The 26,562-nt window shown below is 72.9% G+C and carries 28 protein-coding genes and 2 pseudogenes; 18 read left to right on the plus strand and 12 right to left on the minus strand.

What is annotated here, in order from left to right:
* The first annotated feature begins 191 nt into the window (after positions 1-191).
* Entirely contained in the window at positions 192-1,031 is an 840-nt protein-coding gene (locus MCBG_RS22360) for an NUDIX hydrolase (protein WP_043328003.1), read from the plus strand.
* Here the strand turns inward: MCBG_RS22360 and pstB are convergent.
* The 7 genes from pstB to MCBG_RS22395 form a co-directional block, all read right to left on the minus strand.
* A complete protein-coding gene (gene pstB / locus MCBG_RS22365; RefSeq protein WP_013288829.1) occupies positions 1,012-1,788 on the minus strand; it encodes a phosphate ABC transporter ATP-binding protein PstB in 777 nt (258 codons plus the stop codon). The genes MCBG_RS22360 and pstB overlap by 20 nt on opposite strands.
* Positions 1,789-1,808: 20 nt before the next feature.
* The gene (gene pstA / locus MCBG_RS22370) at positions 1,809-2,897 is read right to left on the minus strand and encodes a phosphate ABC transporter permease PstA (RefSeq protein ID WP_043328005.1); all 1,089 of its coding nucleotides are present in this window, start codon (positions 2,895-2,897) and stop codon (positions 1,809-1,811) included.
* Positions 2,894-3,979, minus strand: coding sequence for a phosphate ABC transporter permease subunit PstC (gene pstC / locus MCBG_RS22375; RefSeq protein WP_043328007.1), 1,086 nt, complete (start codon positions 3,977-3,979; stop codon positions 2,894-2,896). The genes pstA and pstC overlap by 4 nt, the downstream gene beginning before the upstream one ends.
* Positions 3,980-4,021: 42 nt before the next feature.
* Positions 4,022-5,119, minus strand: coding sequence for a phosphate ABC transporter substrate-binding protein PstS (gene pstS, locus MCBG_RS22380; protein WP_043328009.1), 1,098 nt, complete (start codon positions 5,117-5,119; stop codon positions 4,022-4,024).
* Positions 5,120-5,352: 233 nt separating this feature from the next.
* Positions 5,353-6,279, minus strand: a complete 927-nt coding sequence (gene mshD / locus MCBG_RS22385) for a mycothiol synthase (RefSeq protein WP_043328011.1) — start codon at positions 6,277-6,279, stop codon at positions 5,353-5,355.
* A 67-nt stretch (positions 6,280-6,346) separates the two neighbouring features.
* A complete protein-coding gene (locus tag MCBG_RS22390) occupies positions 6,347-7,201 on the minus strand; it encodes a polysaccharide deacetylase family protein (RefSeq protein ID WP_043330897.1) in 855 nt (284 codons plus the stop codon).
* A 150-nt stretch (positions 7,202-7,351) separates the two neighbouring features.
* The gene (locus MCBG_RS22395; RefSeq protein WP_176722767.1) at positions 7,352-8,071 is read right to left on the minus strand and encodes a winged helix-turn-helix transcriptional regulator; all 720 of its coding nucleotides are present in this window, start codon (positions 8,069-8,071) and stop codon (positions 7,352-7,354) included.
* A gap of 246 nt (positions 8,072-8,317) precedes the next feature.
* On the opposite strand from MCBG_RS22395, the gene MCBG_RS22400 reads away from it, so the two are divergent.
* The 6 genes from MCBG_RS22400 (at position 8,318) to MCBG_RS22420 (ending at position 12,983) form a co-directional block, all read left to right on the plus strand.
* On the plus strand, positions 8,318-9,367 hold the full coding sequence (locus MCBG_RS22400; protein ID WP_043328012.1) for a hypothetical protein: 1,050 nt from the start codon (positions 8,318-8,320) through the stop codon (positions 9,365-9,367).
* Positions 9,368-9,446: 79 nt separating this feature from the next.
* Positions 9,447-10,229, plus strand: a complete 783-nt coding sequence (locus MCBG_RS22405) for an LmeA family phospholipid-binding protein (protein WP_030504460.1) — start codon at positions 9,447-9,449, stop codon at positions 10,227-10,229.
* Between the two features lie 95 nt (positions 10,230-10,324).
* Positions 10,325-10,402, plus strand: a complete 78-nt coding sequence (locus MCBG_RS35290; RefSeq protein ID WP_310503780.1) for an Ms5788A family Cys-rich leader peptide — start codon at positions 10,325-10,327, stop codon at positions 10,400-10,402.
* Positions 10,403-10,604: 202 nt separating this feature from the next.
* Complete coding sequence (locus MCBG_RS22410; RefSeq protein ID WP_030504459.1) at positions 10,605-11,453, plus strand: sulfurtransferase; 849 nt, start codon at positions 10,605-10,607, stop codon at positions 11,451-11,453.
* Positions 11,453-11,800, plus strand: coding sequence for a DUF1416 domain-containing protein (locus MCBG_RS22415; RefSeq protein ID WP_043328014.1), 348 nt, complete (start codon positions 11,453-11,455; stop codon positions 11,798-11,800). Before MCBG_RS22410 ends, MCBG_RS22415 begins: the two co-directional genes overlap by 1 nt.
* 130 nt (positions 11,801-11,930) lie before the next feature.
* On the plus strand, positions 11,931-12,983 hold the full coding sequence (locus MCBG_RS22420; RefSeq protein ID WP_043328016.1) for a hypothetical protein: 1,053 nt from the start codon (positions 11,931-11,933) through the stop codon (positions 12,981-12,983).
* A gap of 904 nt (positions 12,984-13,887) precedes the next feature.
* On the opposite strand, the gene MCBG_RS22425 is transcribed toward MCBG_RS22420, so the two are convergent.
* The 3 genes from MCBG_RS22425 to MCBG_RS22435 all read right to left on the minus strand — a co-directional run bounded on the left by MCBG_RS22425 (position 13,888) and on the right by MCBG_RS22435 (position 16,796).
* On the minus strand, positions 13,888-15,963 hold the full coding sequence (locus MCBG_RS22425) for an amylo-alpha-1,6-glucosidase (protein WP_043328017.1): 2,076 nt from the start codon (positions 15,961-15,963) through the stop codon (positions 13,888-13,890).
* Positions 15,960-16,343 (minus strand): SCP2 sterol-binding domain-containing protein, encoded by a 384-nt coding sequence (locus tag MCBG_RS22430; RefSeq protein ID WP_043328019.1) that lies wholly within the window; start codon positions 16,341-16,343, stop codon positions 15,960-15,962. Before MCBG_RS22430 ends, MCBG_RS22425 begins: the two co-directional genes overlap by 4 nt.
* Positions 16,344-16,421: 78 nt before the next feature.
* A complete protein-coding gene (locus tag MCBG_RS22435; RefSeq protein WP_043328020.1) occupies positions 16,422-16,796 on the minus strand; it encodes a DsrE family protein in 375 nt (124 codons plus the stop codon).
* Between the two features lie 12 nt (positions 16,797-16,808).
* Between MCBG_RS22435 and mtfM the strand changes: the two genes are divergently transcribed.
* Positions 16,809-16,913, plus strand: coding sequence for a small membrane protein MtfM (gene mtfM / locus MCBG_RS34950; RefSeq protein WP_043330899.1), 105 nt, complete (start codon positions 16,809-16,811; stop codon positions 16,911-16,913).
* 4 nt (positions 16,914-16,917) lie between these two features.
* The gene (locus MCBG_RS22445) at positions 16,918-17,505 is read left to right on the plus strand and encodes a heme-binding beta-barrel domain-containing protein (protein WP_030504451.1); all 588 of its coding nucleotides are present in this window, start codon (positions 16,918-16,920) and stop codon (positions 17,503-17,505) included.
* 73 nt (positions 17,506-17,578) lie between these two features.
* Here MCBG_RS22445 and MCBG_RS22450 read toward each other — a convergent pair whose 3' ends face one another.
* A complete protein-coding gene (locus MCBG_RS22450) occupies positions 17,579-18,436 on the minus strand; it encodes an aminotransferase class IV (RefSeq protein ID WP_043328022.1) in 858 nt (285 codons plus the stop codon).
* Between the two features lie 91 nt (positions 18,437-18,527).
* Between MCBG_RS22450 and MCBG_RS22455 the strand changes: the two genes are divergently transcribed.
* The 4 genes and pseudogenes from MCBG_RS22455 (at position 18,528) to MCBG_RS22470 (ending at position 22,052) form a co-directional block, all read left to right on the plus strand.
* The gene (locus tag MCBG_RS22455; protein ID WP_082930986.1) at positions 18,528-18,935 is read left to right on the plus strand and encodes a Fur family transcriptional regulator; all 408 of its coding nucleotides are present in this window, start codon (positions 18,528-18,530) and stop codon (positions 18,933-18,935) included.
* Positions 18,932-20,041 carry a CAF17-like 4Fe-4S cluster assembly/insertion protein YgfZ gene (locus MCBG_RS22460; RefSeq protein WP_043328025.1) on the plus strand — a complete coding sequence of 370 codons (1,110 nt, stop codon included), beginning with the start codon at positions 18,932-18,934 and terminating at the stop codon, positions 20,039-20,041. Before MCBG_RS22455 ends, MCBG_RS22460 begins: the two co-directional genes overlap by 4 nt.
* Positions 20,042-20,153: 112 nt before the next feature.
* A pseudogene (locus tag MCBG_RS22465) lies at positions 20,154-20,999 on the plus strand (3-keto-5-aminohexanoate cleavage protein).
* A gap of 94 nt (positions 21,000-21,093) precedes the next feature.
* Positions 21,094-22,052: pseudogene (locus MCBG_RS22470) on the plus strand (asparaginase).
* A 120-nt stretch (positions 22,053-22,172) separates the two neighbouring features.
* On the opposite strand, the gene MCBG_RS22475 reads toward MCBG_RS22470, so the two are convergent.
* Complete coding sequence (locus MCBG_RS22475; RefSeq protein WP_223201296.1) at positions 22,173-22,970, minus strand: alpha/beta fold hydrolase; 798 nt, start codon at positions 22,968-22,970, stop codon at positions 22,173-22,175.
* A 113-nt stretch (positions 22,971-23,083) separates the two neighbouring features.
* On the opposite strand from MCBG_RS22475, the gene MCBG_RS22480 reads away from it, so the two are divergent.
* From MCBG_RS22480 to MCBG_RS22500, 5 genes are all read left to right on the plus strand, one after another.
* On the plus strand, positions 23,084-23,737 hold the full coding sequence (locus MCBG_RS22480) for a helix-turn-helix domain-containing protein (protein WP_043328030.1): 654 nt from the start codon (positions 23,084-23,086) through the stop codon (positions 23,735-23,737).
* Positions 23,734-24,540 (plus strand): hypothetical protein, encoded by an 807-nt coding sequence (locus MCBG_RS22485; protein ID WP_043328031.1) that lies wholly within the window; start codon positions 23,734-23,736, stop codon positions 24,538-24,540. Before MCBG_RS22480 ends, MCBG_RS22485 begins: the two co-directional genes overlap by 4 nt.
* A 71-nt stretch (positions 24,541-24,611) precedes the next feature.
* Entirely contained in the window at positions 24,612-24,926 is a 315-nt protein-coding gene (locus MCBG_RS22490; protein ID WP_013288803.1) for a DUF2516 family protein, read from the plus strand.
* Complete coding sequence (locus MCBG_RS22495) at positions 24,923-25,810, plus strand: alpha/beta fold hydrolase (RefSeq protein ID WP_043328034.1); 888 nt, start codon at positions 24,923-24,925, stop codon at positions 25,808-25,810. The genes MCBG_RS22490 and MCBG_RS22495 overlap by 4 nt, the downstream gene beginning before the upstream one ends.
* Before the next feature lie 11 nt (positions 25,811-25,821).
* Positions 25,822-26,559, plus strand: a complete 738-nt coding sequence (locus tag MCBG_RS22500; protein WP_043328035.1) for an alanyl-tRNA editing protein — start codon at positions 25,822-25,824, stop codon at positions 26,557-26,559.
* The last annotated feature ends 3 nt before the right edge of the window (positions 26,560-26,562 follow it).

Raw genomic sequence — 26,562 nt, forward strand, 5'->3', positions numbered from 1 at the left:
GTTGCCGCTGCGGATCTGGCTGCAGAGCAAAGTCGGCGGAGGGGTTCATGGTGGCGGCGGCCGAAAACTACACAAAGTGACCGGGTTGGGTTCGCGCGGTGCGGATGCTTGCGTGCGGCGGCGTGCACCGCGCCAGGCGGTGCCAGGCCGCCCCCGGCCCGGCCGCTCGGGCGGGAACTAGGCTCGGCCGCATGACGATCGACGGCTTCGCCGCACCCCCCGCCCTGGTGGAGCACGCTCGCCGGTTCCGGGCCGAGGGCGCCGTACCGGCCGTGCCCCGGGTCGCCGCCACCGTGCTGCTGCTCCGCCCGGCCGGCGACGGGTTCGAGGTCTACATGATCCGCCGGGTGGCGGCGATGACCTTCGGCGGCATGTACGCCTTCCCCGGCGGCGGCGTGGACCGCTCCGACTCGGAGGCGCACCTCGGCTGGGCCGGCCCGGACCCGGCGGCGTGGGGTGTGCGGCTCGGACTCGACCCGGCGGCCGCGCAGGCGGTGGTGTGCGCCGCCGCCCGCGAGGTCTTCGAGGAGGCGGGCGTGCTGCTCGCCGGGCCGGACCCCGACACGGTGGTCGGCGACGTGAGCGGCGACGACTGGGAGGCGGCCCGGCAGGACCTGGAGGGACGGCGGGTCGGCTTCGCGGACCTGCTGGCCGGGCGCGGCCTCACGCTCCGGTCCGACCTGCTGCTGCCGTGGAGCCGGTGGATCACCCCGGAGTTCGAGCCGCGCCGCTTCGACACGTACTTCTTCGTCGCCCTGCTGCCCGAGGGGCAGCGGACCCGGGACGTGTCCGGCGAGGCCGACCACACGCTGTGGCTGCGCCCGGCGGACGCGCTGGCCCGCGCGGAGGCCGGCGAGCTGACCATGCTGCCGCCGACCATGGTCACGCTCGCCGAGGTCGCCGCCGCGGGCGACCTCGGCGGCGTGGCGCGGGATGCGGCGGAGCGCGACCCGGGTACGCCGATCCTGCCGTACATCGAGGGGCTGGACGGCGCCGAGCCCAGCTTCCGCCTCAGCCGAAGCGGCCGGTGATGTAGTCCTCGGTCTTCTTCTGGCTCGGGTTGCTGAAGATCTTCTGCGTGTTGTCGTACTCGATCAGGCGGCCCGGGTCGCCGGTCTTCTCGATCGAGAAGAATGCGGTCCGGTCCGACACCCGCGCGGCCTGCTGCATGTTGTGCGTGACGATGATGATGGTGAACTTGTCCTTGAGCTGGAACATCAGGTCCTCGATGGCCAGCGTGGAGATCGGGTCCAGCGCCGAGCAGGGCTCGTCCATCAGCACCACCTGCGGCTCGACCGCGATGGTGCGGGCGATGCAGAGCCGCTGCTGCTGACCGCCGGACAGGCCCGCGCCGGGCTTCGCGAGGCGGTCCTTCACCTCGTCCCACAGGTTCGCCGAGCGGAGCGCCCGCTCGGCCGCCTCCTCCAGGATCGACTTGCGCCGCACGCCGTTGAGCCGCAGGCCCGCCACCACGTTCTCGAAGATGCTCATGGTGGGGAACGGGTTCGGCCGCTGGAAGACCATCCCGATCATCCGGCGGACCGCCGTGACGTCCACGTCGCGGTCGTAGATGTCCTGGTCGTCGATGGTGAGGCTGCCCTCGACCCGGGCGCCGGGCAGCACCTCGTGCATCCGGTTGATCGACCGCAGGAAGGTGGACTTGCCGCAGCCGGACGGCCCGATCAGGGCGGTGACGGTCTTCGGCTCGACGGTCAGGTTGATGTTCTCGATCGCCTTGAACCCGCCGTAGTAGGCGGTCACGTTCGTGGCTTCGATGCGCTTGGCCATGGTGGCGGTACCTCCGGGGTTCATCGGCCGAGCCGGTTGCGGCGGGACAGCAGCTTCGCCGCCACGGTGAGGACGAGGACGAGGGCGACCAGGGTCAGCGCGGCGGTCCACGCCCGTGCCGGCGAGTACCTCGACGCCTCACCGGCCTGCTGGTAGACGAAGAGGGCCAGCGACGACTGGTTGTTCTCGAACGGGTTGAAGTTGATCGCCGCGCCGCCGCCGGCGACGAGCAGCACCGGCGCGGTCTCACCGGCGGCCCGCGCGATGGCGAGCATGACGCCGGTGACGATGCCGGGCAGCGCGGTCGGCAGTACGACCCGCAGGATGGTCTTCCACTTCGGTACGCCCAGCGCGTACGCGCCCTCGCGCAGCGGCGCGGGCACCAGGCGGAGCATCTCCTCGGTGGAGCGGACCACTGTGGGCAGCATCAGCACGCTCAGCGCCAGCGCGGCGGCGAAGCCGGAGAAACCGGGCCGCCCGTCGTTGAACCACGGCGAGACGATCAGCACCCAGAAGGCCAGCACGAACAGGCCGGTGACGATCGACGGGATGCCGGTCATCACGTCCACGAAGAAGCGGATGGTGAACGCGAACCGGCCCCGGCCGTACTCGACGATGTAGATCGCGCAGAGCACGCCGAGCGGCACCGTGATCAGCGTGGCGATGCCCACCTGCTGCAGCGTGCCGACGATCGCGTGGTACGCGCCGCCGTTGGCGTCCCGCGACCCGATGTTGTTCATCGAGGTACCGAAGAAGTTCGCGTCCAGCCGCTCGGAGCCCTTGCTGACCAGCGTCCAGACCACCGAGGCCAGCGGCAGCACGGCCAGCACGAAGGCGGAGTGGATCAGCGCGCTCCAGGTCCGGTTGCGGGCCGACCGGCGGCCCTCCACCGCGTTCGCCGCGACGAACAGACCGGCCAGGTAGAGCAGCGCGCCGACCACCACGACCAGGACCGGGCCGCCGATGCCGGCGCCGTACACGATGCCCGCCGCGAGCAGCAGCGCCGCGACGGCGATGGCCGGAGCGGCGTACGCGGGAAGTCGCCTCGCCCGCAGCGTGGCCGGCTGGGCCGGCGGGCGCGGGCGGCGGGAGGTGAGGGTGGTGGTCATGCGGCCGACTCCGTGAACTCGCGCCGCCGGTAGATGATCGCCCGGGCGGTGATGTTGACGATCAACGTGATCGCGAACAGCACCAGGCCGGAGGCGATGAGCGCGCCCCGGCCGGTGTCGTTCGCCTCGGCGAACCGGTTGGCGATGTTCGCGGCGATCGAGTTGCCGCCGCTGGCCAGGATGTTGAACGAGATGGCGTACGTGGAGCCGAGCGTGAGCGCCAGCGCGATGGTCTCGCCGAGCGCCCGGCCCAGCCCGAGCATCACCGCGGCGATGACGCCCGGACGCCCGTACGGCAGGACGGCGGTGCGGATCATCTCCCAGCGGGTGGCGCCGAGCGCGAGCGCGGCTTCCTCGTTCGCGGTCGGGGTCTGCCGGAACACCTCGCGGGACAGCGAGGTGATGATCGGCAGCACCATGATCGCCAGCACCACGGAGCCGAGCAGGATCGAGTTCCCGTACGGGCCGTCGCCGAAGATGGGGATCCAGCCGAAGTACCTGTTCAGCCAGGCGGACAGGTCGGCGACCGGCTGGGCGAAGTAGTCCCGGCCCCAGAGGCCGAAGACGACGCTCGGCACGGCGGCCAGCAGGTCGATCAGGAAGCCCAGGGCGTTGCCGAGCCGCCGGGGCGCGTAGTGCGACAGGTACAGGGCGATGCCCAGCGCGACCGGCACCGCCATGAGCAGCGCCAGCAGCGAGCTCAGGACGGTGCCGAAGGCGAGCGCGCCGATGCCGAACTGCGGCGGGTTGTCGTTCGGGAACCAGCCCTCGAACGTCCAGAACGACTCGGTGTTCGCCCGCAACGCCGGGACGGCCTTGGCGACCAGGAAGATCGCGATGGCCGCGATGACCACCAGGACCGTGGTGCCGGCGGCCAGGGTCAGGCCGCGGAACGCCCGTTCCGCGCCGAAGGCGCGGGCCCGGGGGAGGGCGCCGCCGCCGCCGAGGCCACCGTCGGGGCGGCCCGGGTTACCGGGGCGCTCGGCCACACGCGCCGAGGCACCGGCGGGTCCCTCGTGGCTCGTGGCCACGGGAGTCCCGCCGGTGCCGGCGTGGGCCGAGCGCTGAGGGGTGTCACCCATCTGCTCGCTCGCTTCGCGTTGAGGAGGTGTCGGTCGGGAGCGTCAGGAGAGGCTCTTGACCGCGGCCTCGACCTTGGTGCGGACGGTCTCGGGCAGCGGGGCGTAGCCGAGCTCGACCAGCTCCTTCTGCCCCTCGGCGCTGGCGGCGTGGCCGAGCAGGCCCTTGACCAGCGGCAGCTTGTCGGCGGCGAGGCCCTTGCTGCAGACGATCTCGTAGGTCGCCAGGACGATCGGGTACGCCCCGGCCTCCTTGGTGTTGTAGTCGATCGACATCTTCAGGTCGTTGCCCTGACCCTCGAACTTGGCGCCGGCGATGGTCTTGCCGGCCGAGTCACCGGTCAGCTCGACGAACTCGCCGTTACCGTTCTTGACCTTCGCCATCTTCAGGTCGGAGTTCTCGGCGTACGACCACTCGACGTAGCTGATGGTGCCGTCGGTGCTCTTGACCTTGCTGGCCACGCCGTCGGACTTGGCCGCGCCGACGCCGCCCGGGGCCTTCCACGCCTTGGAGTTGCCGAGCGTCCAGTCCGCCTCGGCGGTCTTGGAGAGGTACTTGGTGAAGTTGTCGGTGGTGCCCGACTCGTCGGAGCGGTGCACCGCCTGGATCGCGGTCGACGGGAGCTTGGCGTCCGGGTTGTCGGCCTTGATCGCCGGGTCGTCCCACTTGGTCACCTTGCCGGCGAAGATCTTCGCCAGGGTGGCCGGGCTGAACTGGAGGTTGTCCGCGCCGCTGACGTTGTAGACCACGGCGACCGGGCCGATCACCATCGGCAGGTTGAGCGCCTGGCCGCCGACGCACTTGGCGTCGGCCTGCGGCTGCTCCTCCGGCTTGAGGGGGGAGTCCGAACCGGCGAAGTCTGCGGTACCGGCGATGAAGGCCTGGATGCCGGCGCCCGAGCCGCTCGGCTCGTAGTTGATCGTGGTGCCGGCGCACTTCTGCTGGTACGCCTTGATCCACTCGGCCATGGCGTTCTTCTGGGCCGAGGAGCCCTGCGCGTTCAGCGTGCCCGTCGCGCAGTCCACCGCGGCGGTGGAACCGGAGGCGCCGGCGGGCTCGTTGTTGTCCGAGCCGCAGGCGCTGAGACCGAGAACCGCGGTAAGAGCGAGACAGGCGATGGCGCCGTGCCGCTGGAGCTTCACTTCAGGGGTTTCCCTTCACGTCTTTGGTCAGGTCGCCCGGAGTGCCGGGGGCCGGCGCTGACCGGCTGACACGAAAGGTAGGAGGGCCAGGTGGACGGTTCGCCGGACGCAAGTGAACGCGCGGTGAACACGTTCAGCCGACGAGATGGCCGTACGCTGAGGAAGGGTTGTCCATTTCGTGAACTAGCAGCCTGGTATCGCCTTTATGGCGATTTTCCGGGGCCGCGGAACGCTCAGCCGCGCTGGTAGTTGACGTGCGCGGACCACATGGCGAAGCCCAGCCGCTCGTAGAGCGCGACCGCGGCGGTGTTGCTCTCGTCCACGTAGAGCATCACCCGGTCCAGCCCGCGCTCGTCGCGCAGGTGGGTCAGGCCGGCGGCGGTGAGCACCCGGCCCAGGCCGCCCCGGTGCGCGGACGGGTCGACGCCGAGCACGTAGACCTCGCCGATGCGGGCCGAGCCCGGCCGCTCGTGCACCTTGGTCCAGTGGAAGCCGAGCAGCCGCCCGGTCGTGGAGTCGACGGCGAGCAGGAAGCCGGCCGGATCGAACCACGGCTCGGCGATGCGTACGCGCAGGTCGTCGAGCGTCCACTTGCCCTGCTCGGGGTGCTGGGCGAAGGCCGCGTTGTTCACCGCCAGCCACGCCTCGTCGTCCTCGCCGGGGCGGAACGCGCGAAGCGTCACGCCGTCCGGCACCACCGGCGCCGGCAGCTCGGCGGTCAGCGGACGGCGCATCTGCCAGAGCACCCGCGCCCGGGCGAAGCCCAGGTCGACAGCGAGCGCGGCGGCCGACGGGTGGTCGCCGTGGGCCCAGGCGCGCAGCGGACCGGGCGCGGCGTCCACCACGCCCCGGGCCAGCGCCCGGCCGACGCCGCGCCGCCGGTACGCGGGATGCACGACCAGTTCGGCGCCGACGCCCTCGGCCGGGGCGGTGACGTCGAGATGCGCGTACCCGGTGAGTGCGCCGTCGGCGGTGCGGGCGGTGAGGTGCACGGCGGGAGCCTCGGGGTCGCGCAGCCGCAGCAGCACGTGCTCGTCGAGCGGGTCGGCGCCGTCGGCGTCACCGGCGGCGCGGGCCAGCGCCAGCACCTCGGCGACCTCGGCCGGCGTCAGCCGGTCCGTCCGGTCGCTTGCGGGGCCACTGGTCGGCTCGGGGCTCATCTGAGTCACGGTAGCCGCCGTCCGGCGGCGGTTCGCGCCGGACGAGGGCGGCGGTCGGTGGCGCTCGTCACTGCGGGCCGACGGGCAACGACTCCAGCTCGAACCGCGCCAGTATCTCGGGCAGGAGTTGCTGCAACGCCGCGACCGTGCCGGAACGGTCCCCGCCCGCGTCGTGCATGAGCACGATCGCCCCCGGTCCCATCTGTGTGCGGATCCTCGACTCGATGGTGAGCGCGCCCGGCGCCCTCCAGTCCGACGGGTCCACGCTCCAGTGCAGCGGGGTGAGGCCCAGGTCGGCGCAGGCCGAGATCACCGGGCGCGTCCAGGCCCCGCCCGGCTGGCGGTAGTACGCGATCCGCGCCCCCGGCGCGGCGGCCAGGATCGCGTCGTTCGTGCGCAGGATGTCGGCCCGGATCGTCGCCGGGGACCGCTTGCCCAGGTCGACGTCGTGCTCCCAGGAGTGGTTGCACAGGGTGTGCCCCTCGGCGACTATCGACCGGATCAGATCCGGATGGGCCTCGGCGTTCTCGCCGACGACGCAGAACGTCGCCTTCACGCCGTACTGGGCCAGCAGCGCGAGCACCTGCGGGGTCCAGCGCGGATCGGGGCCGTCGTCGAAGGTCAGCGCGACCCGGGACGAGCCGGTGACGACCAGGCTGCCGTACGGGCCGTCGCCGCCCGGTTCGACCGGGGCGGCGTCCGGCGCGGCGTCGGGGCTCGGCCCGGCGGTGGCCCGGCCGCCGGGGAAGTCCGTGCTGGGCGGCTGGTCGGCGTAGCGCGGTCCGTTGAGCGCGGTGGTGGCGCCGGCGTTCGACGGCGGGTGTTCCGGGACCAGGCTGCGGCCCAGCGCGAACGCCGAGCCGAGCAGGCCCGCGAGCACCACGGTCACGAGCCCGGTGGCGCGCAGCGTCGGGCCCCGCATCAGCGGCACCGGCCGTTCGTCGCCCCCGTGTTCACCGCACGCACCGCCGCCCCCTTTGCCCGGTAAATCCGGCAGTCAGGATATGTCTGACTGATCGGGCAAAAAGGGCGTTCTGCGGAAATGCCCCCTACCGGAGTGGGGCGTGGGCGGTCAGACCGGCAGCGGCGCGGGCTCCGACTCCGGCAGCGAACGCGACGGCGGGACGACGAACTTGTAGCCCACCTGTCGGACCGTGCCGATCATCGACTCGTACTCCGAGCCGAGCTTGGCGCGCAGGCGCCGCACGTGCACGTCGACCGTGCGGGTGCCGCCGAAGTAGTCGTAACCCCAGACCTCCCGCAGCAGCTGGTCCCGGGTGAACACCCGCCCCGGGTGCTGGGCCAGGAACTTCAACAGCTCGAACTCCTTGTACGTGAGGTCGAGCGGGCGGCCCTTCAGCTTGGCGGCGTAGGTGTCCGGATCGATGTTCAGCTCACCGGCCCGGATCGAGCCGCCGGCGCCGGCGGTCGCGTTGCTCAGCCGGCCGACGGCGAGCCGCAGCCGGGCCTCCACCTCGGCCGGCCCGGCGCCGGCCAGGATCACGTCGTCGACACCCCAGTCCGCGTTGAGCGCGATCAGGCCCGCTTCGGTGACCACCGCGACGAGCGGTACGCCGAGCCCGGTGGCGTGCAGCATCCGGCACGTGGCGCGCGCCTCGCTCAGTTCGGAGCGGGCGTCCACCAGGACGGCGTCCGGCGTGGGGCCGGAGACCAGCGTGCGGACGTCGCGGGGTGCGGTGCGGACCGAGTGCGGCAGCAGGTCGAGTGCCGGCAACACCGCCGACGGCTCACCGGCCCGTGCGGTCACGAGCAGCAGGAGCTCCACGATCACCTCCGTCCCGGCGGCCCTTCGGCCGCGCGCGACCAGCGACACGCCCGGGTGAGGGCGGCGCTGTGAACTTGCGTGGGTCCCGGCGTCGCTGACGGGCGGGTAACGGCCTGAGCGTAACCGATGGACCCGCCGTCACCTCCGGGGTGCTTTCCCGTTTGCCCCTTCTGCCCTTGATCGCGGTGCAGGTTTTAACGTCACCGAAACCGGGACCTCCGCCGAGCCGCCCGGGTCTGGCACGATCGGGGCGTGTTTCCCTCCACCTCGCGCGACACCGGTCGTGAACCGTGGGCCGACGACCCGTCCGCCGGGCCCTCCGGCCCCGCCCGTGGCTACCCGCCCGCCCCGCGTACCGGCCCCGCCGACGAGGAGGGCGACCGGCCGGAGCGGAAGGGACCGCGTCGGCTACGGAAGGGCGGACCCGGCCGGCGCGCCGACGACGAGTCCGACGAGGCGCCCGAGGAGGAGATGCCACCGGTCCCGGTCCGCCGGCCGCTGGCGCTCACCGTCGCCGGCTTCGCCGCGCTGCTCGGCGTCGGCCTGGTGCTCGGCGCGCAGACCTCCGGCCCCGGGCACCGGCTGCCGTTCGCGGCCATCATCTTCGGCGTCCAGATGCTCTTCGTGCTCGCCTGGACGATGGCCATGCGACCGCCCGCCCTGCTGGTCGTCGCCCTGGTCAGCGCCGGCACGGCCGTGATCGCCGACGTCGCGGCGGTCCAGTCGGACATCGCCGGCCTGGCCCCGCTCGGCTACGCCGCGGCCGCCGGGCTGCTGCTCGCCGTGCTGGGGCAGCTCGTCCGGCGGGTGGACCGGGTCCGGGTGACCGACTCGCTCGGCGGCACCCTGCTCATCGTGGTGGGCGTGGTCGCCTTCGGCACGCTCGTCGTGCTCAGCCGGATTCCCAAGGGCACCCAGGCGATCACGGTCTGCCTCACCGCCGCCGGGGTGGCGTTGCTGGTGGCGCGGCTCACCGACGCGGTGGCGCCGTGGCCGCGGCTCGCCCCGCAGGTGCCGCGCGGCGCGGCCGGCGTGGTCGCGGGCGCGATGCTCGGCACCCTCACCAGCGCCCTGCTCGGCAGCTACCTGGTCGGTTTCACCCCGACCAGCGCCGCCCTGGTCGGCGTGGTCAGCGCCGCCACCGCCGTCCTGGCCGACCTCGCCGTGGGGTACACCGAGGCGGGCCGCCTGATGGCCGGTGAACCGCCGACGATGTGGGTGGCCCGGCACATGCAGGGGCCGCTGGGCGGATTCGCGCTGGCCGCGCCGGCCGCGTACGCGATGTGCGTGCTGTTCCTCTGAAACGGTTGGGGAAGATTCGCCTCGGGTAAGTACGGTTGCGCCGCGAGACGCGGTGACGGCGGCGAGGACGGGAGGCGGCGTGGCAGAGGCGTATCCGGCGGAGGGCCGACCGCGGCGACGCGGCCGGAAGGTGCTGATCGGCTTCGTCGTCCTGCTGCTGGTGCTGGTCGGGCTGCTCGTCGTCGCCGACCGGGTCGCCGCCGGGGTCGCCGAGCGGGCGATCGCCGACCAGGTGCGGCAGGAGATCGCCAAGCAGGACGCGCAGTCCGCCGCGCCGCAGGTCGAGGTGGGTGGCTTCCCGTTCCTCACCCAGGTGCTCGACGGCCGGTACGAGCGCATCTCGATCCAGCTCACCGACGTGCGGGGCGCCGTCCAGGGTGACGCCGTGGAGGTGCCGAAGCTGGACGTGGACGCGCGCAACGTGACCGCGTCGCTGGACACGCTGCGCTCCGGCCGGGGCGACGTGGTGGCCGAGAGCGTGGACGGGCGGGGCACCGTCACCTACGAGAGCCTGGCCAAGCTGCTGGACCGTCCCGGGCTGACGCTCGGCGAGCGGAACGGCAAGCTCGCCGTCACCGCCCCGGTGGACATCCTCGGCGTCAAGCTCACCGTCAACGGCACCGCCGACGTCACGGTGGCCGGCGGCAAGGTGGCGCTGCGCTTCAACGACCTCACCGCCGACGGCCTGCCGAACGTGCCGCTGGCCCGGGCCGCGCTCACCCGGTACGCGCAGGGCATCTCGATCGACGTGCCGCTGCCGGAGCTGCCGTTCCAGCTCAACCTGCGCAAGGTGGAGCCGAAGCCGGAGGGCCTGGTGGTCACGGCGGACGCGGCGAACGTGCCCATCAACTCCGCCGGCTGAAAGCCGTACACGGCCGGTCCGGGGAGCGGGCCGGCCGTCCCGGATGCTGGTCGGCCTGGTGGCAGCTGTGGCGTGGGCTGGTAATCTCCCTGCCCATGGGGACCCACCTCACCAAACGGCGCGCGGTCGACCTGTGCCGCGTGGCCACCTGCCTGTGTCGCCCCGTCATCTGACGGCGGGGCTGTCTCCGGCCGCCTGAACGGCGGCCACCCAGGGTCCACGAACCTCTCCCGGTTCCCCTCAACGCCCGGCAGCGGCGCCGTCGCACGTACCCGTGATCCGTTCCTAGCTCTGGGTCCCGCGCGTGGTGCGACAACAATCGACATCGATCTCCGCGCGCAGGCTCACCAACCATCCTCACCAGGGAGTGATCTGATGAGTCGCGACACCGCACTCGTTTCGGCCGAGTGGGCCGAGAAGAACCTCGGCGCCCCGGGCGTCGTCTTCGTCGAGGTCGACGAGGACACCTCGGCCTACGACACCGGGCACATCGCCGGCGCCGTCAAGCTCGACTGGCGTACCGACCTGCAGGACCAGGTCCGCCGGGACTTCGTCAACAAGAGCCAGTTCGAGGCGCTGCTGTCCGACCGGGGCATCGCCAACGACGACACCGTGATCCTGTACGGCGGCAACAACAACTGGTTCGCCGCGTACGCGTACTGGTACTTCAAGCTCTACGGCCACGGCGACGTCAAGCTGCTCGACGGCGGCCGCAAGAAGTGGGAGCTGGACGCCCGTCCGCTCGTCACCGACGTGGTGGAGCGGCCGAAGACGCAGTACGTCGCGCAGGAGCCGGACACCTCGATCCGCGCGTTCCGCGACGAGGTGGTAGCCGCGATCGGCACCAAGAACCTGGTCGACGTGCGCAGCCCCGACGAGTTCGCCGGCCGCCTGCTCGCCCCCGCCCACCTGCCGCAGGAGCAGGCGCAGCGGGCCGGCCACATCCCGACCGCGATCAGCGTGCCGTGGTCCAAGGCGGCGAACGAGGACGGCACGTTCAAGTCCGACGACGAGCTGCGCAAGATCTACGCCGACGCCGGGCTGGACGACAGCAAGGAGACGATCGCGTACTGCCGGATCGGCGAGCGCTCCTCGCACAGCTGGTTCGTGCTCCAGGAGCTGCTCGGGCACCGCAACGTGAAGAACTACGACGGTTCCTGGACCGAGTACGGCTCGCTCGTCGGCGTGCCGGTGGCGCTCGGTGACGAGCCGGGGGAGGCCTGATGACCGCCACCTCCGCCACCTCCGCCGCCTCGACGGCTGCCGCCGGCTGCGCCGCGCCGGACCAGGCCGCCCCCCTCCCGGCCAGCCTGGACCTGGAGAAGGAAACCGTCATCACCGGCCGTGTGCTGTCCGAGTCCGGCGAGGTCGTGCCGGGCGCGTACGTGCGGCTGCTCGACTCCACCGGTGAGTTCACCGCCGAGGTGGTGACGTCGCCGGCCGGGCAGTTCCGGTTCTTCGCCGCGCCGGGCTCGTGGACGCTGCGGGCGCTGTCCCGCCAGGGCAACGGCGACACCGCCGTCGCCGCGGCTCGCGGGATCAACGAGGTGACCGTCTCGGTCGCCGCCTGACCCACGCTCTGATCGTGGCCCGCCACCCCAGCCGGGTGGCGGGCCACGAGCCGTTCCGGTGACTGTGCGGCTTGCCCGTGGCTGGCAGGCTGGACGGCGGCGCGCCCCGGACGCGCCGGAGGGGGATCAGGTGCCCGACGACGCCGCCGCCCACGCAGTTCGCTATCTGATCGACTTCATCGACGGCAACCGGGGTGAGGAGATCGCCCGCGAACTCCAGCGCACCGCCGGGTCCGGCCGCGCGCGCCCGTTCGACGTCTCGGTCGCCAGCCTCGACACGGACCTGTCGTTCCTCACGAAGCGGGCCACGCTCGTCACCGGCAAGCTGGTCCTCTCCCAGCCGGGCGGCAAGCACTGCTACCTGGCCAACCGGGAGACCTGCAAGTGGTGCGGCAAGGATCCGGATCACTGCGACCCGCGCTGCCGGTACGAGGACATCCGAATCGACCAGCTCTACGCCGAATGCGACGACCTGGACCGCCTCGGCGCGTACCTGCGGGACTGCGCGCCGCTGCTGGAGCTGGGGCAGCTCGTCTACTTCCCGCAGACCTTCCGCCGCACCCACCTGGAGTCGCGTGCGCCGGACTCCCAGTCGACCTCCTCGCCGTTCGACACGATGGGCCGGATCGAGCTGGGCGACAACCCGGACCGCACACTCGACCTGATCGTCAAGGGGCACCGGGTCGTCGACGTGCCGAGCGGGGATCCGGTGAAGGCGCGGCTGGTGACCCCGCTGCTCCAGCTCGACCTGCCGATGCTGGAGGGCACCTCGCTGCGGGACTACTGCGCCATCCTGACCCAGGAGAGCGACGCGCTCGCCGCGACCCAGGCGTACCTGCGCGGCCGGATGCTGGACGTCGACACGGATCCGGACAAGGCGCTGGTGCAGCTCGCGAAGCTCGACGCGGAGATCCAGGAGGGGGTGCGGGCGGCTCGCTCCGAGGTCGCCCGGGTGGCCCGGCGCTCGGCGGTGCAGGCCGCGGGCGCCGCGGTGGCGACCGTCGCCGCGACGCTGGTGGCGGTCGAGGGCACCCACCTGGCACCGGTGCTCGGCATGCTGGGCGCGGGCGGGTTCTTCTCCGCGGTGCTCGCCGCCGACCAGTACGCCGACCGTCGTGGCGAGCTGCGGCAGCGCCCCTTCTACCTGCTGTGGCTGCTGTCCCGCCGGTCCGTCCCGGCCTGACCGGGCGTGCCGAGGCGCGGCCGGGCGCCTCGCCGGCACGTGACACCATTGCCGGGTGACTGCCGTCGAGACGGGCTACGCCCCGCCCAACCCTGGAGATCAGCCGGGCGCCGGCCGGCGTCGGCTGCGCTGGCTGACGGCCGCCACTGTGGCGTGGGCCGTGCTGCTGGCCGGGCTGACCTGGTGGTCGGTGCGGACCGACCCGCCGACGGTCAAGGAGCAGCGCTCACTGGACCAGGCCGGTCCGGTGGTGGACCGGGCGATCGGCGAGCTGACCGGCGCGGTCGGCGCCGACGGCGTACCCGCGCTCGTACCGGACCGCCTGGAACGCGGCTGCCGGATCACGCCGATGGACTCCGGCGCGTCGCTCGAGCGCGGCGTCGAGGTGGCGATCGGCGGCGACGACGTACGCGAAGTGCTGCGACGCGTCGCCGACCGGCTGCCGCAGGCGTGGCGGGCGGGCGTGTCGACGTTCGACGGCGAGCCGCTGCTGCGCGCCGACGCGGGCGACTTCGTCGCGGTCGAGGGCCGGGCCGACGGCCCGGGCCGGATCCTTCTGACCGCCGCGACCGGCTGCCGGCCGCTGGGTTCCGGCTACCGCGCGCCGACCGCCGACGCCGCTGCCGAAGCCGCCGCGCTGGCGTCGGCGCTGGGCCGGTGGGGCGGCGCGACCGGCGCGGTCCAGGTCCTGACCGCGCCCTGCCCCGGTGGGGGCGCGGCCCGCACCGCCCGGGGTGAGGCCGCCGCGCCGGCGGATCAGCCGCTCGCCGCCGCGTTCGGCGGTGGCGTCGCGCCGGTGGTGGACTCCGCCGACCGGTACGCGCGCCCCGGCGAGCCGGCCGTGCTGGCCGAGCGGGCCGACGAGCGGGTGCGCGTGGCGGTGACCACGCCCTGCCCGGCTGACTCACCGGCCGGGCAGCCCGAGCGGCGGCGGTGCCGGTTCCTCGTGCGGTTCCCGGCTGCGGCCCAGCGCGTCCACCCGGCCCCAGCGGCCCGGGATGTCGAGCAGTTCCACCCGGCCCATCCCCGGCGGTACGGCCGGGTCGATGATCAGGTGCTCGCCCTGCGGCTCCAGTCCCAGGATCACCCGTAGCAGCAGCAGAGGCGTACCGGCGGACCACGCCTGCGGGCTGCACGCGGTGGGGTACTCCACCGGGTAGTCGGTGAGGCCACGTTCGTAGCCGGCGAACACCTCGGGCAGCCGCCCGTCGAAGAAGTGCGACGCGCTGAGCAGCGCGTCGCAGATCCGGCCGGCCTCCTGCCGGAAGCCGTACCGCCACAGACCCCAGGCGATGATCGAGTTGTCGAACGGCCACACCGTGCCGACGTGGTATCCGACCGGGTTGTACCGGCCCTGGTCGTCGGCGAGCGTGCGTACCCCCCAGCCGGAGAACAGGCGCGGGCCGAGCAGATGGGCGGCGACCGCGGGGGCCCGGGACTCGTCCACGATGCCGCTCCACAGCAGGTGGCCGATGTTCGAGGAGAGCGCGTCCACCTGCCGCCCGCGCGGATCGAGCGCCAGCGCGTAGTACTCCCGGTCGGCGATCCAGAAGTCGCGGTTGAACCGTTCCTTCAGCGCCGCCGCCTCCTGCTCCAGCCGGTCCGCGTACGCCGGGTCCTGCCAGTAGGTGCGGGCCAGGCGGGCGCCGCGCATCTTCGCGTCGTACGCGTACCCCTGCAGCTCGCAGGTGGCCCGGGGGAACTCCGGCATCCGCCCGTCGGCGTAGGAGATGGCTTCCGGTGAGTCCTTCCAGCACTGGTTCGGCAGCCCCGTCTCCGGGTTGCGGGACATGTACCAGACGTAGCCGGTGCCGAGCAGGTCCCCGTACGTGTCGAGCCAGGTCAGCGCCGCCCGGGTCTCGTACTCCAGCTTGCGTACCAGATCGGCGTCCCCGGTCCACCGCTCGTACTCGTCGAGCAGGATCACGAACAGCGCCGTCGTGTCGGCCGCGCCGTAGTACGGCGAGTGCGGCTGTTCCTCGAATCCGGCGCTCTCGCCGTAGCGCAGCTCGTGCAGGATCTTGCCCGGCTCCTCGTCGCGGAAGTCGTCGACCCGGCTGCCCTGAAGACCGGCCAGCATGATGATCGTCGGTTTGACCAGGTCGGGGAGGAACGGCAGCACCTGGAGCGAGGTGAAGATGCTGTCGCGGCCGAACAGCGTCATGAACCAGGGCAGGCCGGCCGCGAGCAGCCGGACGCCGAGCGTGATCGACTCGTACCGGAGCGCGGCCAGGTCGTTGAGGCTGCGCCGGTACGCGCTGGCCAGCGGCTCGCAGTCGCAGCCCAGCTTCGGCGCACGGCTGATCAGGGCGCTCTGCTCGGCCTCGATCTCGGCTGCCGTGCGCTGGCCGCCCAGCGGCAGGATGGCCCGGATGTCCTCACCACGCGCGCCGTAGATGATGGTGCTGACGTGCAGCCGGGTGGTCCACTCGCCGTGCGGGCTGATCCGGACCCGGAAGGTCATCCCGTCCGCGTCGACCTCGACCGGCGCGCTGCTGGTCACCAGCGTCTCGCGGCGGAACGCCTCCCGGCGGTAGGTGAGCCGCAGGCCGTTCGGTTCCACCGTCGGCGTGGTGAGTCCCTTCTTGTCGCGCCGGTTCTTGATCTCCAGGAGGTCGGCGAAGTCGGAGCCGATGTCCAGCCGGAGGTGGAACTCCTGTTCCTGTTCGGAGTGGTTGAGCACGGTCAGTTCCTCGTCGAGGCTGCCGCCGATGGCGCGGCTGCGGATCACCGAGACGTTGGCGTCCAGGTAGTGCGTCGGCTCGCCGGGGACCAGGAAGAACCGCGTCTTGTACGACAGCGAGTCGTCGATCGAGAGCGCGTGCAGACGTTGCCCGTCGATGGTGAGGAACCAGGTGGACAGGAACCGGGTGTCGAAGGAGAACAGCCCGGTGGGGAAGTCGTACGACGGTTCGATGTTGCCGCGATCGTCGCTGACCAGGAACGTGTTGCCGTCGAGGATGCTGACCCGGTCCTTCACACCAGCCGCCGGACGTGCTCGCGGGCGGCGTCCCGGGGGTCCCGCACGTCGGGCCGTTGCGGCAGGAATCGGCGGAACGCCAGGAACAGCACGACGTGGCCGCTGAACGTGGCCTCGTTGCGCAGCACCGCCGCCATGCCGGCCGCCCGCCCGGTGACGAGCTTCTCGAACAGCTCGGTGGACAGCGTCAGCACGCCGTCCGCCGGCCGTAGCTCCTCCCGGCTCACCTGTGCCGTGCCGGGGGCCAGCGTCACGTACCAGTGCTCGGTGCGGTTGCCGTCGGCCAGGTCGATCTGGAGTGTCCCGCCGATCGGGCTGTTCAGAACGGCTGCGGCACGCGCCGGCAGCGACGCGAAGAACTCCTGGATGGCCTGACTCACATTCGCATGGTAGGCAGCATCCGGACATGCCGGGTCAGGATCGGCGCACTGGGCAGAATGGACAACCCGGGCCGGTTGTCAGTAGACCAGCGCCTGTGCGCCCTCGGTCATCGCTTCCTCGACGAACACGGCTGCGCCCGCGATGCGTACGCCGGGGATGACGTCGCCGGTGCCGATGTCCCGCCGGGCCGCGCACTGGGTGCAGGCGGTCACCCGGCCGGTGGCCAGGACGACGTGCAGCAGCTCGCCCAGTGGCGCGGAATGCGGCAGCTCGAACGACTCGGCCCGGCCGGGGAGCGCGAACCAGGTCGATTCGCCGGTGAGCCAGAGCGACACGTCCACCCCGGCCGCGGCGGCGGTGGCGGCGACTGTGAACGCCTGGGCGCAGCGTTCCGGGGAGTCCGCGCCGGCGGTGGCCTTGACGACGAGAGAGCGCGCCATGCCACCCAGCATAGGATGGTCCGGATGGTTACCGAGATCGGGTTCGTCAGCCTGCTGGTCGCCGGCCTGGGCGCGCTCGCCGGTGGCCTGGCCTATCTCGCGGTCCGCATAGCTAGAGGTAAGTGGTGAATCTGTGAGTGAGAATCCGCTTCAGCCGCCGTGGTTGAACGCGCCGCCGGTCGAGGAGTACCCGTACGAGGAGAGCCACGACCTGCGCGTCGGCCCGAAGCTGCACCCGAGCCTGGACGGCCTGCTGCCGTACATCGGGGTGTGGCGCGGCCGGGGCCGGGGTGGGTTCCCGACGATCGAGGACTTCGACTACGCGCAGGAGATCCGGATCAGCCACGACGGCCGGCCGTTCCTGTTCTACGAGTCGCGGGCCTGGATCCTGGACGAGCAGAGCCGTCCGGTCCGGCCGGCCGGCCGCGAGGTGGGCTGGTGGCGTCCGGTGCTCGACGGTGAGCGGGTCACCGACGAGCTGGAGGCGTTGATGACCACGCCGACCGGCGTGATGGAGCTGCACATCGGCAAGCGCAAGGGCACCCAGATCGAGTTCGCCACCGACGCGGTCGTGCGTACCGCGACGGCGAAGGAGGTCACCGCCGGCGCCCGGCTGTTCGGCATCGTCGAGGGCGCTCTGCTGTACGCGCAGGAGATGGCCGCCGTGGGTCAGCCCTTGAGCCCGCACCTCTCCGCCCGCCTCACCCGGGTGGCCGGCTGACCCGTCCCGCTTCCCCCGTTGATCATGAAGTTGACGGCGTCGGCTGCCCGATTTGTCACCGCCAACTTCATGATCAACGGGGGGAGGGCCGGGGGAAGTTCAGGAGGGCCTGGATGCGGGGGGTCAGGGGGGAACTCGGGCGGGGGGTTCCGTTCAGGGTCGTGACCTCTGTGGGGCCGCGTAGTGAGCTGGTCAGCCAGATCGCCTCGGCGGCGTGCAGGTCGGGCACTGTGGGCAGGTGCTCGGCCGGGGTCAGGCCCAGCTCTCCGGCACGGCTCACCAGGTGGTGGGCGGTCACGCCGGGCAGGATGCCGGTCTGCGCCGCCGGCACCGTGCAGAGCGTCCCGCCACGCAGCCACACCACGTTCGCGGTGGGTCCCTCCAGCACGTAGCCGTCGGTCGAGACCCAGAGCACGTCGTCCACGCCCGTCCGCTGCGCCCAGCGCCGGGCGGCGGTGCTGAGCGCGTACGAGGTGGACTTCACGCCGTTCGGCAGCCACCCCAGCTCGGGGCGGGACCGGGCGGCCACCCCGAGCGGCAGCGTGGCCACCGTCACCCCGGTACGCCGAGCCAGCCGGGCGGCGGCGGGCACCTCGCCCAGCGTGGCGTACACCGTGGCCCGCCCGCCGCCCTCCGGCCCCCGGGTGCAGACCAGCCGCAACGCGCCCTCGGTCTCCGGCGGCCAGCCGGCGCGGACCGCGTCCAGCAGCTCGACGAGCGCGTCGTCCGGGGGCAGCGGCAGGTCGATCGCCGCCGCGCCCGCCCGCAGCCGGGCCAGGTGCGGCTCCAGCAGCCAGGGGACCCCGTCGCGCAGGTGCAGCGTCTCGAACAGGCCGTCGCCGTGCAGCACACCCCGGTCGTCGCCGCGCACCACCGGCTCACCGGCCGGTACGAGCCCCCGGCCGAGCACCGCCACCCGCGTCGCCTCCACGGGCGCAGCGTAGTGGCGTACCCCGGCGGCGGACGGACCGGCGCGGCGGCCGAACTATGATCGAAGGGTGTCCGAATCCTCCCTCGCGGAAATGCTCCGCGCGCGCGGGCTGCGGCTGACGGCGCAGCGGCAGCTGGTGCTCCAGGCCGTCCTCGACCTCGGGCACGCCACCCCGGAGCAGGTACACACGGCGGTCCGCGAGGTGGCGGCCGGCGTCAACATCACCACCATCTACCGCACCCTGGAGCTGCTGGAGCGGCTCGGCCTGGTCACGCACACGCACCTCTCGCACGGCGCGCCCACTTACCACGCGGCCGGCGAGCACCAGCACGTGCACCTGGTGTGCCGGGAGTGCGGGGCGATCGACGAGATCTCACCCGAGATGCTCCGCCCGCTCGCCGACCAGCTGGCCGACCAGCGCGGATTCCAGGTCGACATCGGGCACGTCGCGCTCTTCGGAGTCTGCGGCCGCTGCACACTGAACGGGGAACACGCATGATCGACATCGCCGGAGCGGTGACCACCGAGAGCATCGACGACCAGACCCGGGACCAGCCCGAGCCGGCCCACCGGGCGGCCGGTGTCGCGCCGGTGGCCGCGCACTACGGCGACCCGATGCGTGAGCAGCGGCTCCTGGCCACCGGCGTGGGCCTGGTCGACCGGTCGCACCGGGGCGTGGTCGCGGTGCCCGGCGAGGAACGGATCAGCTGGCTGCACACGCTCACCAGCCAGCACCTGGCCGCGCTGGCCCCCTGGCAGGGCACCGAACTGCTGGTGCTCTCCCCGCACGGGCACGTCGAGCAGCACGCGATGGTCGCCGACGACGGCGAGACCACCTGGCTGGACACCGAGCCGGGCATGACCGGCGGCCTGGTGTCGTACCTGGAGAAGATGCGGTTCTTCAGCAAGGTCGACCCGCGCGACGCCACCGCCGAGTTCGCGCTGCTGTCGCTGGTCGGGCCGGAGGCTCCCGGCGCGCTCGACACGCTCGGCGTGACCGGGCTGGCGGCTCCCGACGTGGCAGCGGTGCCGGGTCCGAAGTTCCGTTCCGGCGAGCTGCCCGCGCGGCCCTCCGTGGTGTACGACGTCAAGCCGCTGCCGGTCGGCGGCTGGGCCCGCCGGGTGGCGCTCGGCGTCGACCTGCTCGTGCCCCGCGCCGCCACGGACGGGGTGGTCGCCGAACTGCGCGGCGCCGGGGTGCCGGTCGCCGGGCTGTGGGCGTACGAGGCGGTCCGGGTCGCCGCCAAGCAGGTACGGGCCGGGGTGGACACCGACCACCGGACGATCCCGGCCGAGGTGGACCTGATCGCCCCGGCCGTGCACCTGGACAAGGGTTGCTACCGGGGCCAGGAGACGGTGGCCCGGGTGCACAACCTGGGCAAGCCGCCCCGCCGGCTGGTCCTGCTGCATCTGGACGGCGTGGCGAGCGACCAGCCGCCGGTGGCCGGTACGCCGGTGACGCTCGACGGCCGGACGGTCGGCTTCGTGGGCACCGCCGTGCAGCACTTCGAGCTGGGTCAGGTGGCGCTCGCCGTGCTGAAGCGCAACACGCCCGACGATGCCCGCCTGCTCGTGGGCGAGAGCGCCGCCGCCATCGACGTGTAAGGAAGGGCCCCCTATTAACGCCTCCGGTAGAGGAAGGGTCCCTTCTTAACGCCGCCCGCACCGGAAATCCTCCGGTCGACCCGACGTCGGGCACCGGTCTAGGATCCGGGGCATGACGACAGGGACGTTGATCACGGTTGCCCCCACCGGCGCGGAGTCGGCGAAGGCTGAGGTGCCGGCGCTGCCGGTGACGCTCGACGAGCTGCTGCTGACCGCCAAGGAGTGCGAGGCGCTCGGCGCCGCCGTGATCCACGTCCACATCCGCGACGACGAGGCGCGGCCCACGCTCGACCAGGGGCGGCTGCGCGAACACCGTGGGCGGCGCTGCGGGAGAGCACCGACCTGATCGTGCAGCTCTCCTCCGGGGGCGCGGTGACCGACCCGGGAGTCCGCCCGGCTCGCGGTGCTCGACGCCGCGCCGGACATGGCCTCCTGCACCATGGGCACCGTCAACTTCGGCGACGACGTGTTCCTCAACCGGTGGGAGTTCATCGTCGACCTGCACACCCGGATGCAGGAACGCGGCGTCGTCCCCGAGTACGAGATCTTCGACCTGGGCCACCTCACCGCCCTGCAGCGGCTGCTCGGCAAGTACGGCCTGCCGCACGGCGGGCACGTGCACGTCGACTTCGTGATGGGGGTGCCGGGTGGCATGCCCGGCACCACGGCGACCCTGGTGGCGGCCCAGCAGATGCTGCGTGACCTGCCCGAGGGCACCACGTTCGCGGCCACCGGCATCGGGCGCAGCACCATCCCGGTGATGCTGGCGTCGCTGTCGGCCGGCGGTCACCTGCGGGTCGGCATGGAGGACACGGTCACGTACGCCAAGGGGCGCCCGGTGGAGTCCAACATGCAGCTCGTCGCGCGGGCGGTCGGCTTCGCCCAGCTCGCCCAGCGGCCTCCGCTGACCACCGCCGAGGCCCGTACGCTGCTCGGTCTTCCGGTCACCGGCCGGTAAGCGGCGTACCGGCCGCCGGCCCTGTATGGCCCCGGGCGACGCCGCAGGTCACCCCGCCGTCGGCCGGGCCCGCCCCATCGGTACGGTCCATTACGTGGGAAAGACGTACGAGGGCGGCGCGCCGCTCGCCGAGGTGGTCCGGTCCGGTTTCGTGGAGGGCTTCCACCGGGGTTCCGTGGTGGTGCTCGACGCCGCCGGAGCGCCTGTCGCCGGGGCCGGAGACGTGACCTCGCCGATCTTCCCCGCTCGTCCAACAAGCCGATGCAGGCGATCGGGATGCTGCGGGCCGGGCTGCCGCTCACCGACCCGGCCGACCTGGCGCTCGTCTCGGCCAGCCACGCCGGTGAGGAGTTCCACATCGAGCGGGTCACCGCGTTGCTGCGCGGCGGCGGCCTCACCGGGGACGCGCTGCACTGCCCGCCGGACCTGCCGGTCGGCGAAGCCGCCCGGGAGGCGGTGCTGCGGGCCGGCGGCGGTCCCGCCCGGGTGCTGATGAACTGCTCCGGCAAGCACGCCGGTATGCTGCGCACCTGCCTGGCCGCCGGCTGGCCGCTGGACGGCTACTGGCGGCCCGAGCACCCGCTCCAGCAGCGCCTGACCGCCACGATCGAGGAGTTCACCGGGGAGCGGGCGGCGGCGGTCGGGGTGGACGGCTGCGGCGCGCCGGTGCTCGCCGTCTCGCTCACCGGGCTGGCGCGGGCGTTCCTGCGGCTGGTCGACGCCGAGCCGGGCACCGTCGAGCGGACTGTGGCGGACGCGATGCGCAAGTACCCGGAACTGGTCGGCGGTACCCAGGCCGAGGACACGCGGCTGATGCGCGGCGTACCCGGTCTGCTCGCCAAGATCGGCGCGGAGGGTGTGATCGCGGCGGCGGTCCCGGGGGTCGGCGCGGTCGCGCTGAAGATCGACGACGGCGCGGCCAGGGCCCGCATGCCGGTCCTCGTCTCGGCGCTGTCCCGGCTGGGCGTCGACGCGCCGATCCTCACCGAGTACGCCGAGACTCCCGTGCTCGGCGGCGGCCTCCCCGTAGGCGCAACCCGCCCCATCTGGTAACCCCACCCCGCCCTCCATCCCCGTCGATCTTGCACTTGCTGCCCCAGGCGAAACGCGCATTCCAGGCGCACCGAGGGCCACAAGTGCAAGATCAACACGGCGAAGGGAGGGAGGGGGCGGTCAGGGGAGGAAAGCCAGGAGGGCGGTGTTGGTTTCGGTGGGGCGCTCCAGGGGGAGCAGGTGGGCCGCGTTGTGGACGTCCGGCATGCGTACGCCCTGGGGGGCCTCGTCGGCGATGCGGTCGGCCAGGCGGCGGATGTCGGCCAGGTCGTCGGCGCCCGTGCCGACCAGCACCGGTACGCGCAGCTCGCCCAGCCGGTCGATCGCCGGCGGGTCCAGCTCGTCGACGTCGACCGCGCTCAGCGCCTGCTCGGCGGCGAGCGCCCGGCGATCCATCTCCTCGGCGAACCGGATCAGCTCCGGGTCGACGTCCTCCGGGCGGCGGGTCGGGCCGACCACCCAGAACCGCACCTCCCCGGCGGCGGTGGCGGCGAAGTCCTCCGGGTCCACGTCGCCGACCAGGTCCTCCCAGAGCTGCTCGGTCTCCTCGGACCACTCGTTGCCGGAGACGGGCGCGCCGAAGAGCGCCAGCGCCGAGACCCGCTGCGGGTGGGCGAGCGCGGTGTCCACCGCGACCCGGCCGCCGAACGAGCAGCCGACGAGCGCGGCCTGCTCGATGCCCAGCGCGTCGAGCAGCCCGATCACGTCGTCGTGGTGGGCGAACGGCGCGGGCGGCAACTCCGACTCGCCGTAGCCGCGCAGGTCCAGCGCGATCACCCGATGCCGCTGGGCGAGTGCCGGGATCTGCCCGCGCCACATCCGCCGGTCGGCGATGCCGGCGTGCAGCAGCACCACGGCGGTGCCGGTGCCGCTCTCGTCGTACGCGAGCTGGGCACCGTTGATATCGATCTTGGTCACGGGGGAGAACCGTACGGAACGGACATGGGCTCCGCAACCCGCCATCGGTGACCCTGCTAACTCTGGCTAGCGTTTTGCTTGCAGCAGTTAGCGGACCGAGCTAGCGTTGAGTCATGGCCACCAGCAAGGACCTTCCCGATGTCGGCGGGTTCATTCGCGACCTGCGGCGCAACGCGAAGATCTCACTGCGCCAGCTCGCCGAGCAGGCGGGTGTCAGCAATCCCTACCTGAGCCAGATCGAGCGAGGGCTGCGCAAGCCGAGCGCCGAGGTGCTCCAGCAGCTCGCGAGCGCGCTGCGCGTCTCCACCCCGGCGATGTACCTGCGGGCCGGGCTGCTGGACGACAAGGAGGGGCAGGGCGTGCTCGCGGCGATCGCCGTCGACCCCGAGCTGACCATGGCCCAGAAGCAGTCGCTCACCCAGATCTACGAGACGTTCCGGCGCGAGAACGCCCGCCTGGCCGAGGCGACCGAGGCCGCCGGGACGGCGGAGACGGCCGAGAAGGCCGCCGCGACCGAGCCGGCCACCGCGCCGGAGGCCCCGGCGACAGTGGCGGCGGCCGCTACCGGTCCGGTCACGCCGGAGGGCACGCCGACCGAGGCGGTCCTCGAATCGGTAGCCGTCACCGAAGCGGGTGCCGCGCCCGCCCCGACCACCGCGCCCGCCCCGACCACCGCGCCCGCCCCGACCACCGCCGCCCCGCAGGACACGACCGCCCGCCGGGCGGCCCGGAAGGCCGCCGGTGCGGCCGAAGAGGAGCAGTCATGACCACCCAGCCGAAGACCAACCGCATCCCCGCACCCCTCTACGCCGCCGCCGGCGCCGGTGAGCTGGCCCTGGAGCAGCTGCGCAAGCTGCCCACCGTGGTCAGCGGCCTCGGCACCCGGGTCGTGACCGACCTCGGCGGCAAGGCCGTCGTCACCGGTTTCGAGCTGCGCCAGAAGGCCACCGAGACGCTGAAGACCGCCAACCAGACCGCGACCGGGCTGCGCGAGCGCGCCGTCGCCACCGACCTCGACCAGCTCCGCGAGGCCGCCAACCTGGAGAAGCTGCGCGAGGCGGCGAACCTGGAGAAGCTGCGCGAGGCCGCCAACCTGGACAAGCTGCGCGAGGCCGCCACCCGCAACGCCGCCGTCGTGGTCGCCGGCGCGCACGCCGCGCAGGAGCGCGCGCTGGCCGCGTACGCCGAACTGGTCGCCCGTGGTGAGCGTGTCGTCGGCGCCGGCGTGCTGGAGGCCGCCGACACGGTGAACGCCGACATCCAGGCCACCGAGGCCACCGGCACCGACGTGGCCCCGAAGGCCGAGGTCACCCCGAAGGCCGCGGTCGCGACGAAGACCGAGGTGGCCGCGAAGCCGGACACCGCCGCCGCGACGACCGATGTGCCCAGCCCGGCCGAGGTGGCCGAGGCGGTGGCCGCCAAGCCGGCCGCGGTGAAGCGCACCCGCGCCACCAAGGCGACCGCCACCAAGGCCGTCGCCAAGACGACCGCCACCAAGGCCACCAAGCCGGCCACCCCGTCGGCGAAGCTGCCGAAGGCCACGAAGCGGACCCGCCCGGCCGCCGAGTGACCTGATGCTCCACCGGACCCCGGACAACGTCTTGTCGGACGTTTCCGGGGTCTCGGCATAAGCTTGCCCCCATGGCCATCGCCGCGCCGATCTTCGCGTTCGCAGTCCAAGACGTGATCCAGCTGATCCTGCTCGTCTTCGCCCTGGTCGTACAGGGAGTGGCGCTGGTGCACGCGGTCACCCAGCGCGGCGACGGTTTCGCCGCGCTCGGCACGCTGCCGAAGGGCGGCTGGGTCGCCATCCTGGCGGTCTGCCTGCTGCTGACCCTGCTCGGCTTCGGCCCGATCAGCCTGTTCGGACTGATCGGCATCGCCGCCGGTCTGATCTACCTGCTCGACGTGCGGCCCGGCCTGCGGGACCTGCACGACGGCCGAGGGTCCTGGTGAGAGGTTTCCGCTGGCCTCCGCCGCCGGACGGCGGTCCCCGCACCTGGGGGCCCGGCCCCGGCGCGCCCCGGACCGGGCGTCCCGCGCTGCCCGAGCCGGAGACGGAGCTGGTCGCCACCCCGCACGGGGTGAGCCTGGAACGGCTGGTCACCGGCACCGGTGACCCAGTCACCGTGTTCGCGCACGGGCTGGGCAGTGGCATCGCCACCACCCGCCCGTTCGGCAGCGGCGTCGCCGGGCGGCGCGTCTTCTTCCAGTTCCGCGGGCACGGCCGCTCCGACTCCCCGCCCGGCCCGTGGACCTACCTGGACCTCGCCCGTGACCTGCGCGCGATGGCGGACCTGAGCGGCGCGACCCGGGCGTTCGGCGCGAGCCTCGGCGCGGGCGCGCTCTGCCGGCTGCTCGCGGAGAGCCCGGAACGCTTCGAGAGACTCGTCTTCTTCCTGCCCGCCGTGCTGGACACACCGCGCGGCGAGGTGGCCCGCGCCCGGCTCACCGGCCTGCTCGACGCGGTGGCCGAGGGCGACGCCTCGGCGCTGGCCGACGTGGTGTCGCTGGAGTTGCCGCCGTCGGTGCGCAACACCCCGGCCGGCTGGGCCTACCTGCGGCAGCGGCTCGACCAGTTGTTGCGCGACGGGCTCGCGCCGGGGCTGGCCGACCTGCCAGCCCAGGCCCCGCTCGACGACGCCGGGTCGCTCGCCGCGGTCACCGCGCCGGCGCTGGTCATCGCCGCCGCCGACGACGACCTGCACCCGGTCGCCGTCGCCGAACGGCTCGCCGCCGCGCTCCCGAACGCCACACTGCACGTGTACGACCGGCCCGGCGTGCTCTGGACCGAACGCGCCGACCTGCGGGGGCGCGTCTCGGAGTTCCTGAACGGGTAACGTCGCCGTCCATGGGCGTCACACACCACGGCCGTACGCACCGGCTCGACCTCGCCGACCCGACCCTGCGCGAGTGGACCTGCCGGGTGCTGGCGGCCGATCCCGAGCAGGGCATCGTGCTGGACCGGTCCGCGTTCTACCCGGGTGGGGGCGGGCAGCCGCCGGATCACGGGGTGCTGCTCTGGCAGGGCGTACAGACCCGGATCGTCGGCACCCGCAAGGGCGACGACCTGTGGCTGATCCCGGCCGAGGGCGACCCGGTGCCGCCGGTCGGCAGCGAGGTGGTCGGCGCGGTGGAGGACGCCCGCCGGACCATGCTGATGCGTACCCACTCCGGGCTGCACGTGCTCTGCGGCGTGGTGTTCCGTGACTTCGGCGCGCTCGTCACCGGCGGCAACATGGAGCCGGGCGAGGCGAGGATGGACTTCAACCTGCCCGAGGTGCCGCCGGACTTCAAGGCCCGCATCGAGGAGCTGGTGAACGCCGAGGTGGCCGCCGACCGGTCGGTGGCGGTGCGGGTGCTGCCGCGCGCCGAGGCGCTCGCGCTGCCGGACATCATCCGTACCCAGTCGAACCTGATCCCGCCGGAGGAGCAGGAGGTGCGGATCGTGGACATCGTCGGGCTGGACGTGCAGGCCGACGGCGGTACGCACGTCGCCTCCACCGCCCAGATCGGCAAGGTCCAGGTGGTCAAGGTGGAGAGCAAGGGGCGGGCCAACCGCCGGGTACGGGTGCGCCTGGCGGACTGACCC

Source organism: Micromonospora sp. M42, from assembly GCF_000568915.1.
GTDB lineage: Bacteria > Actinomycetota > Actinomycetes > Mycobacteriales > Micromonosporaceae > Micromonospora > Micromonospora chalcea.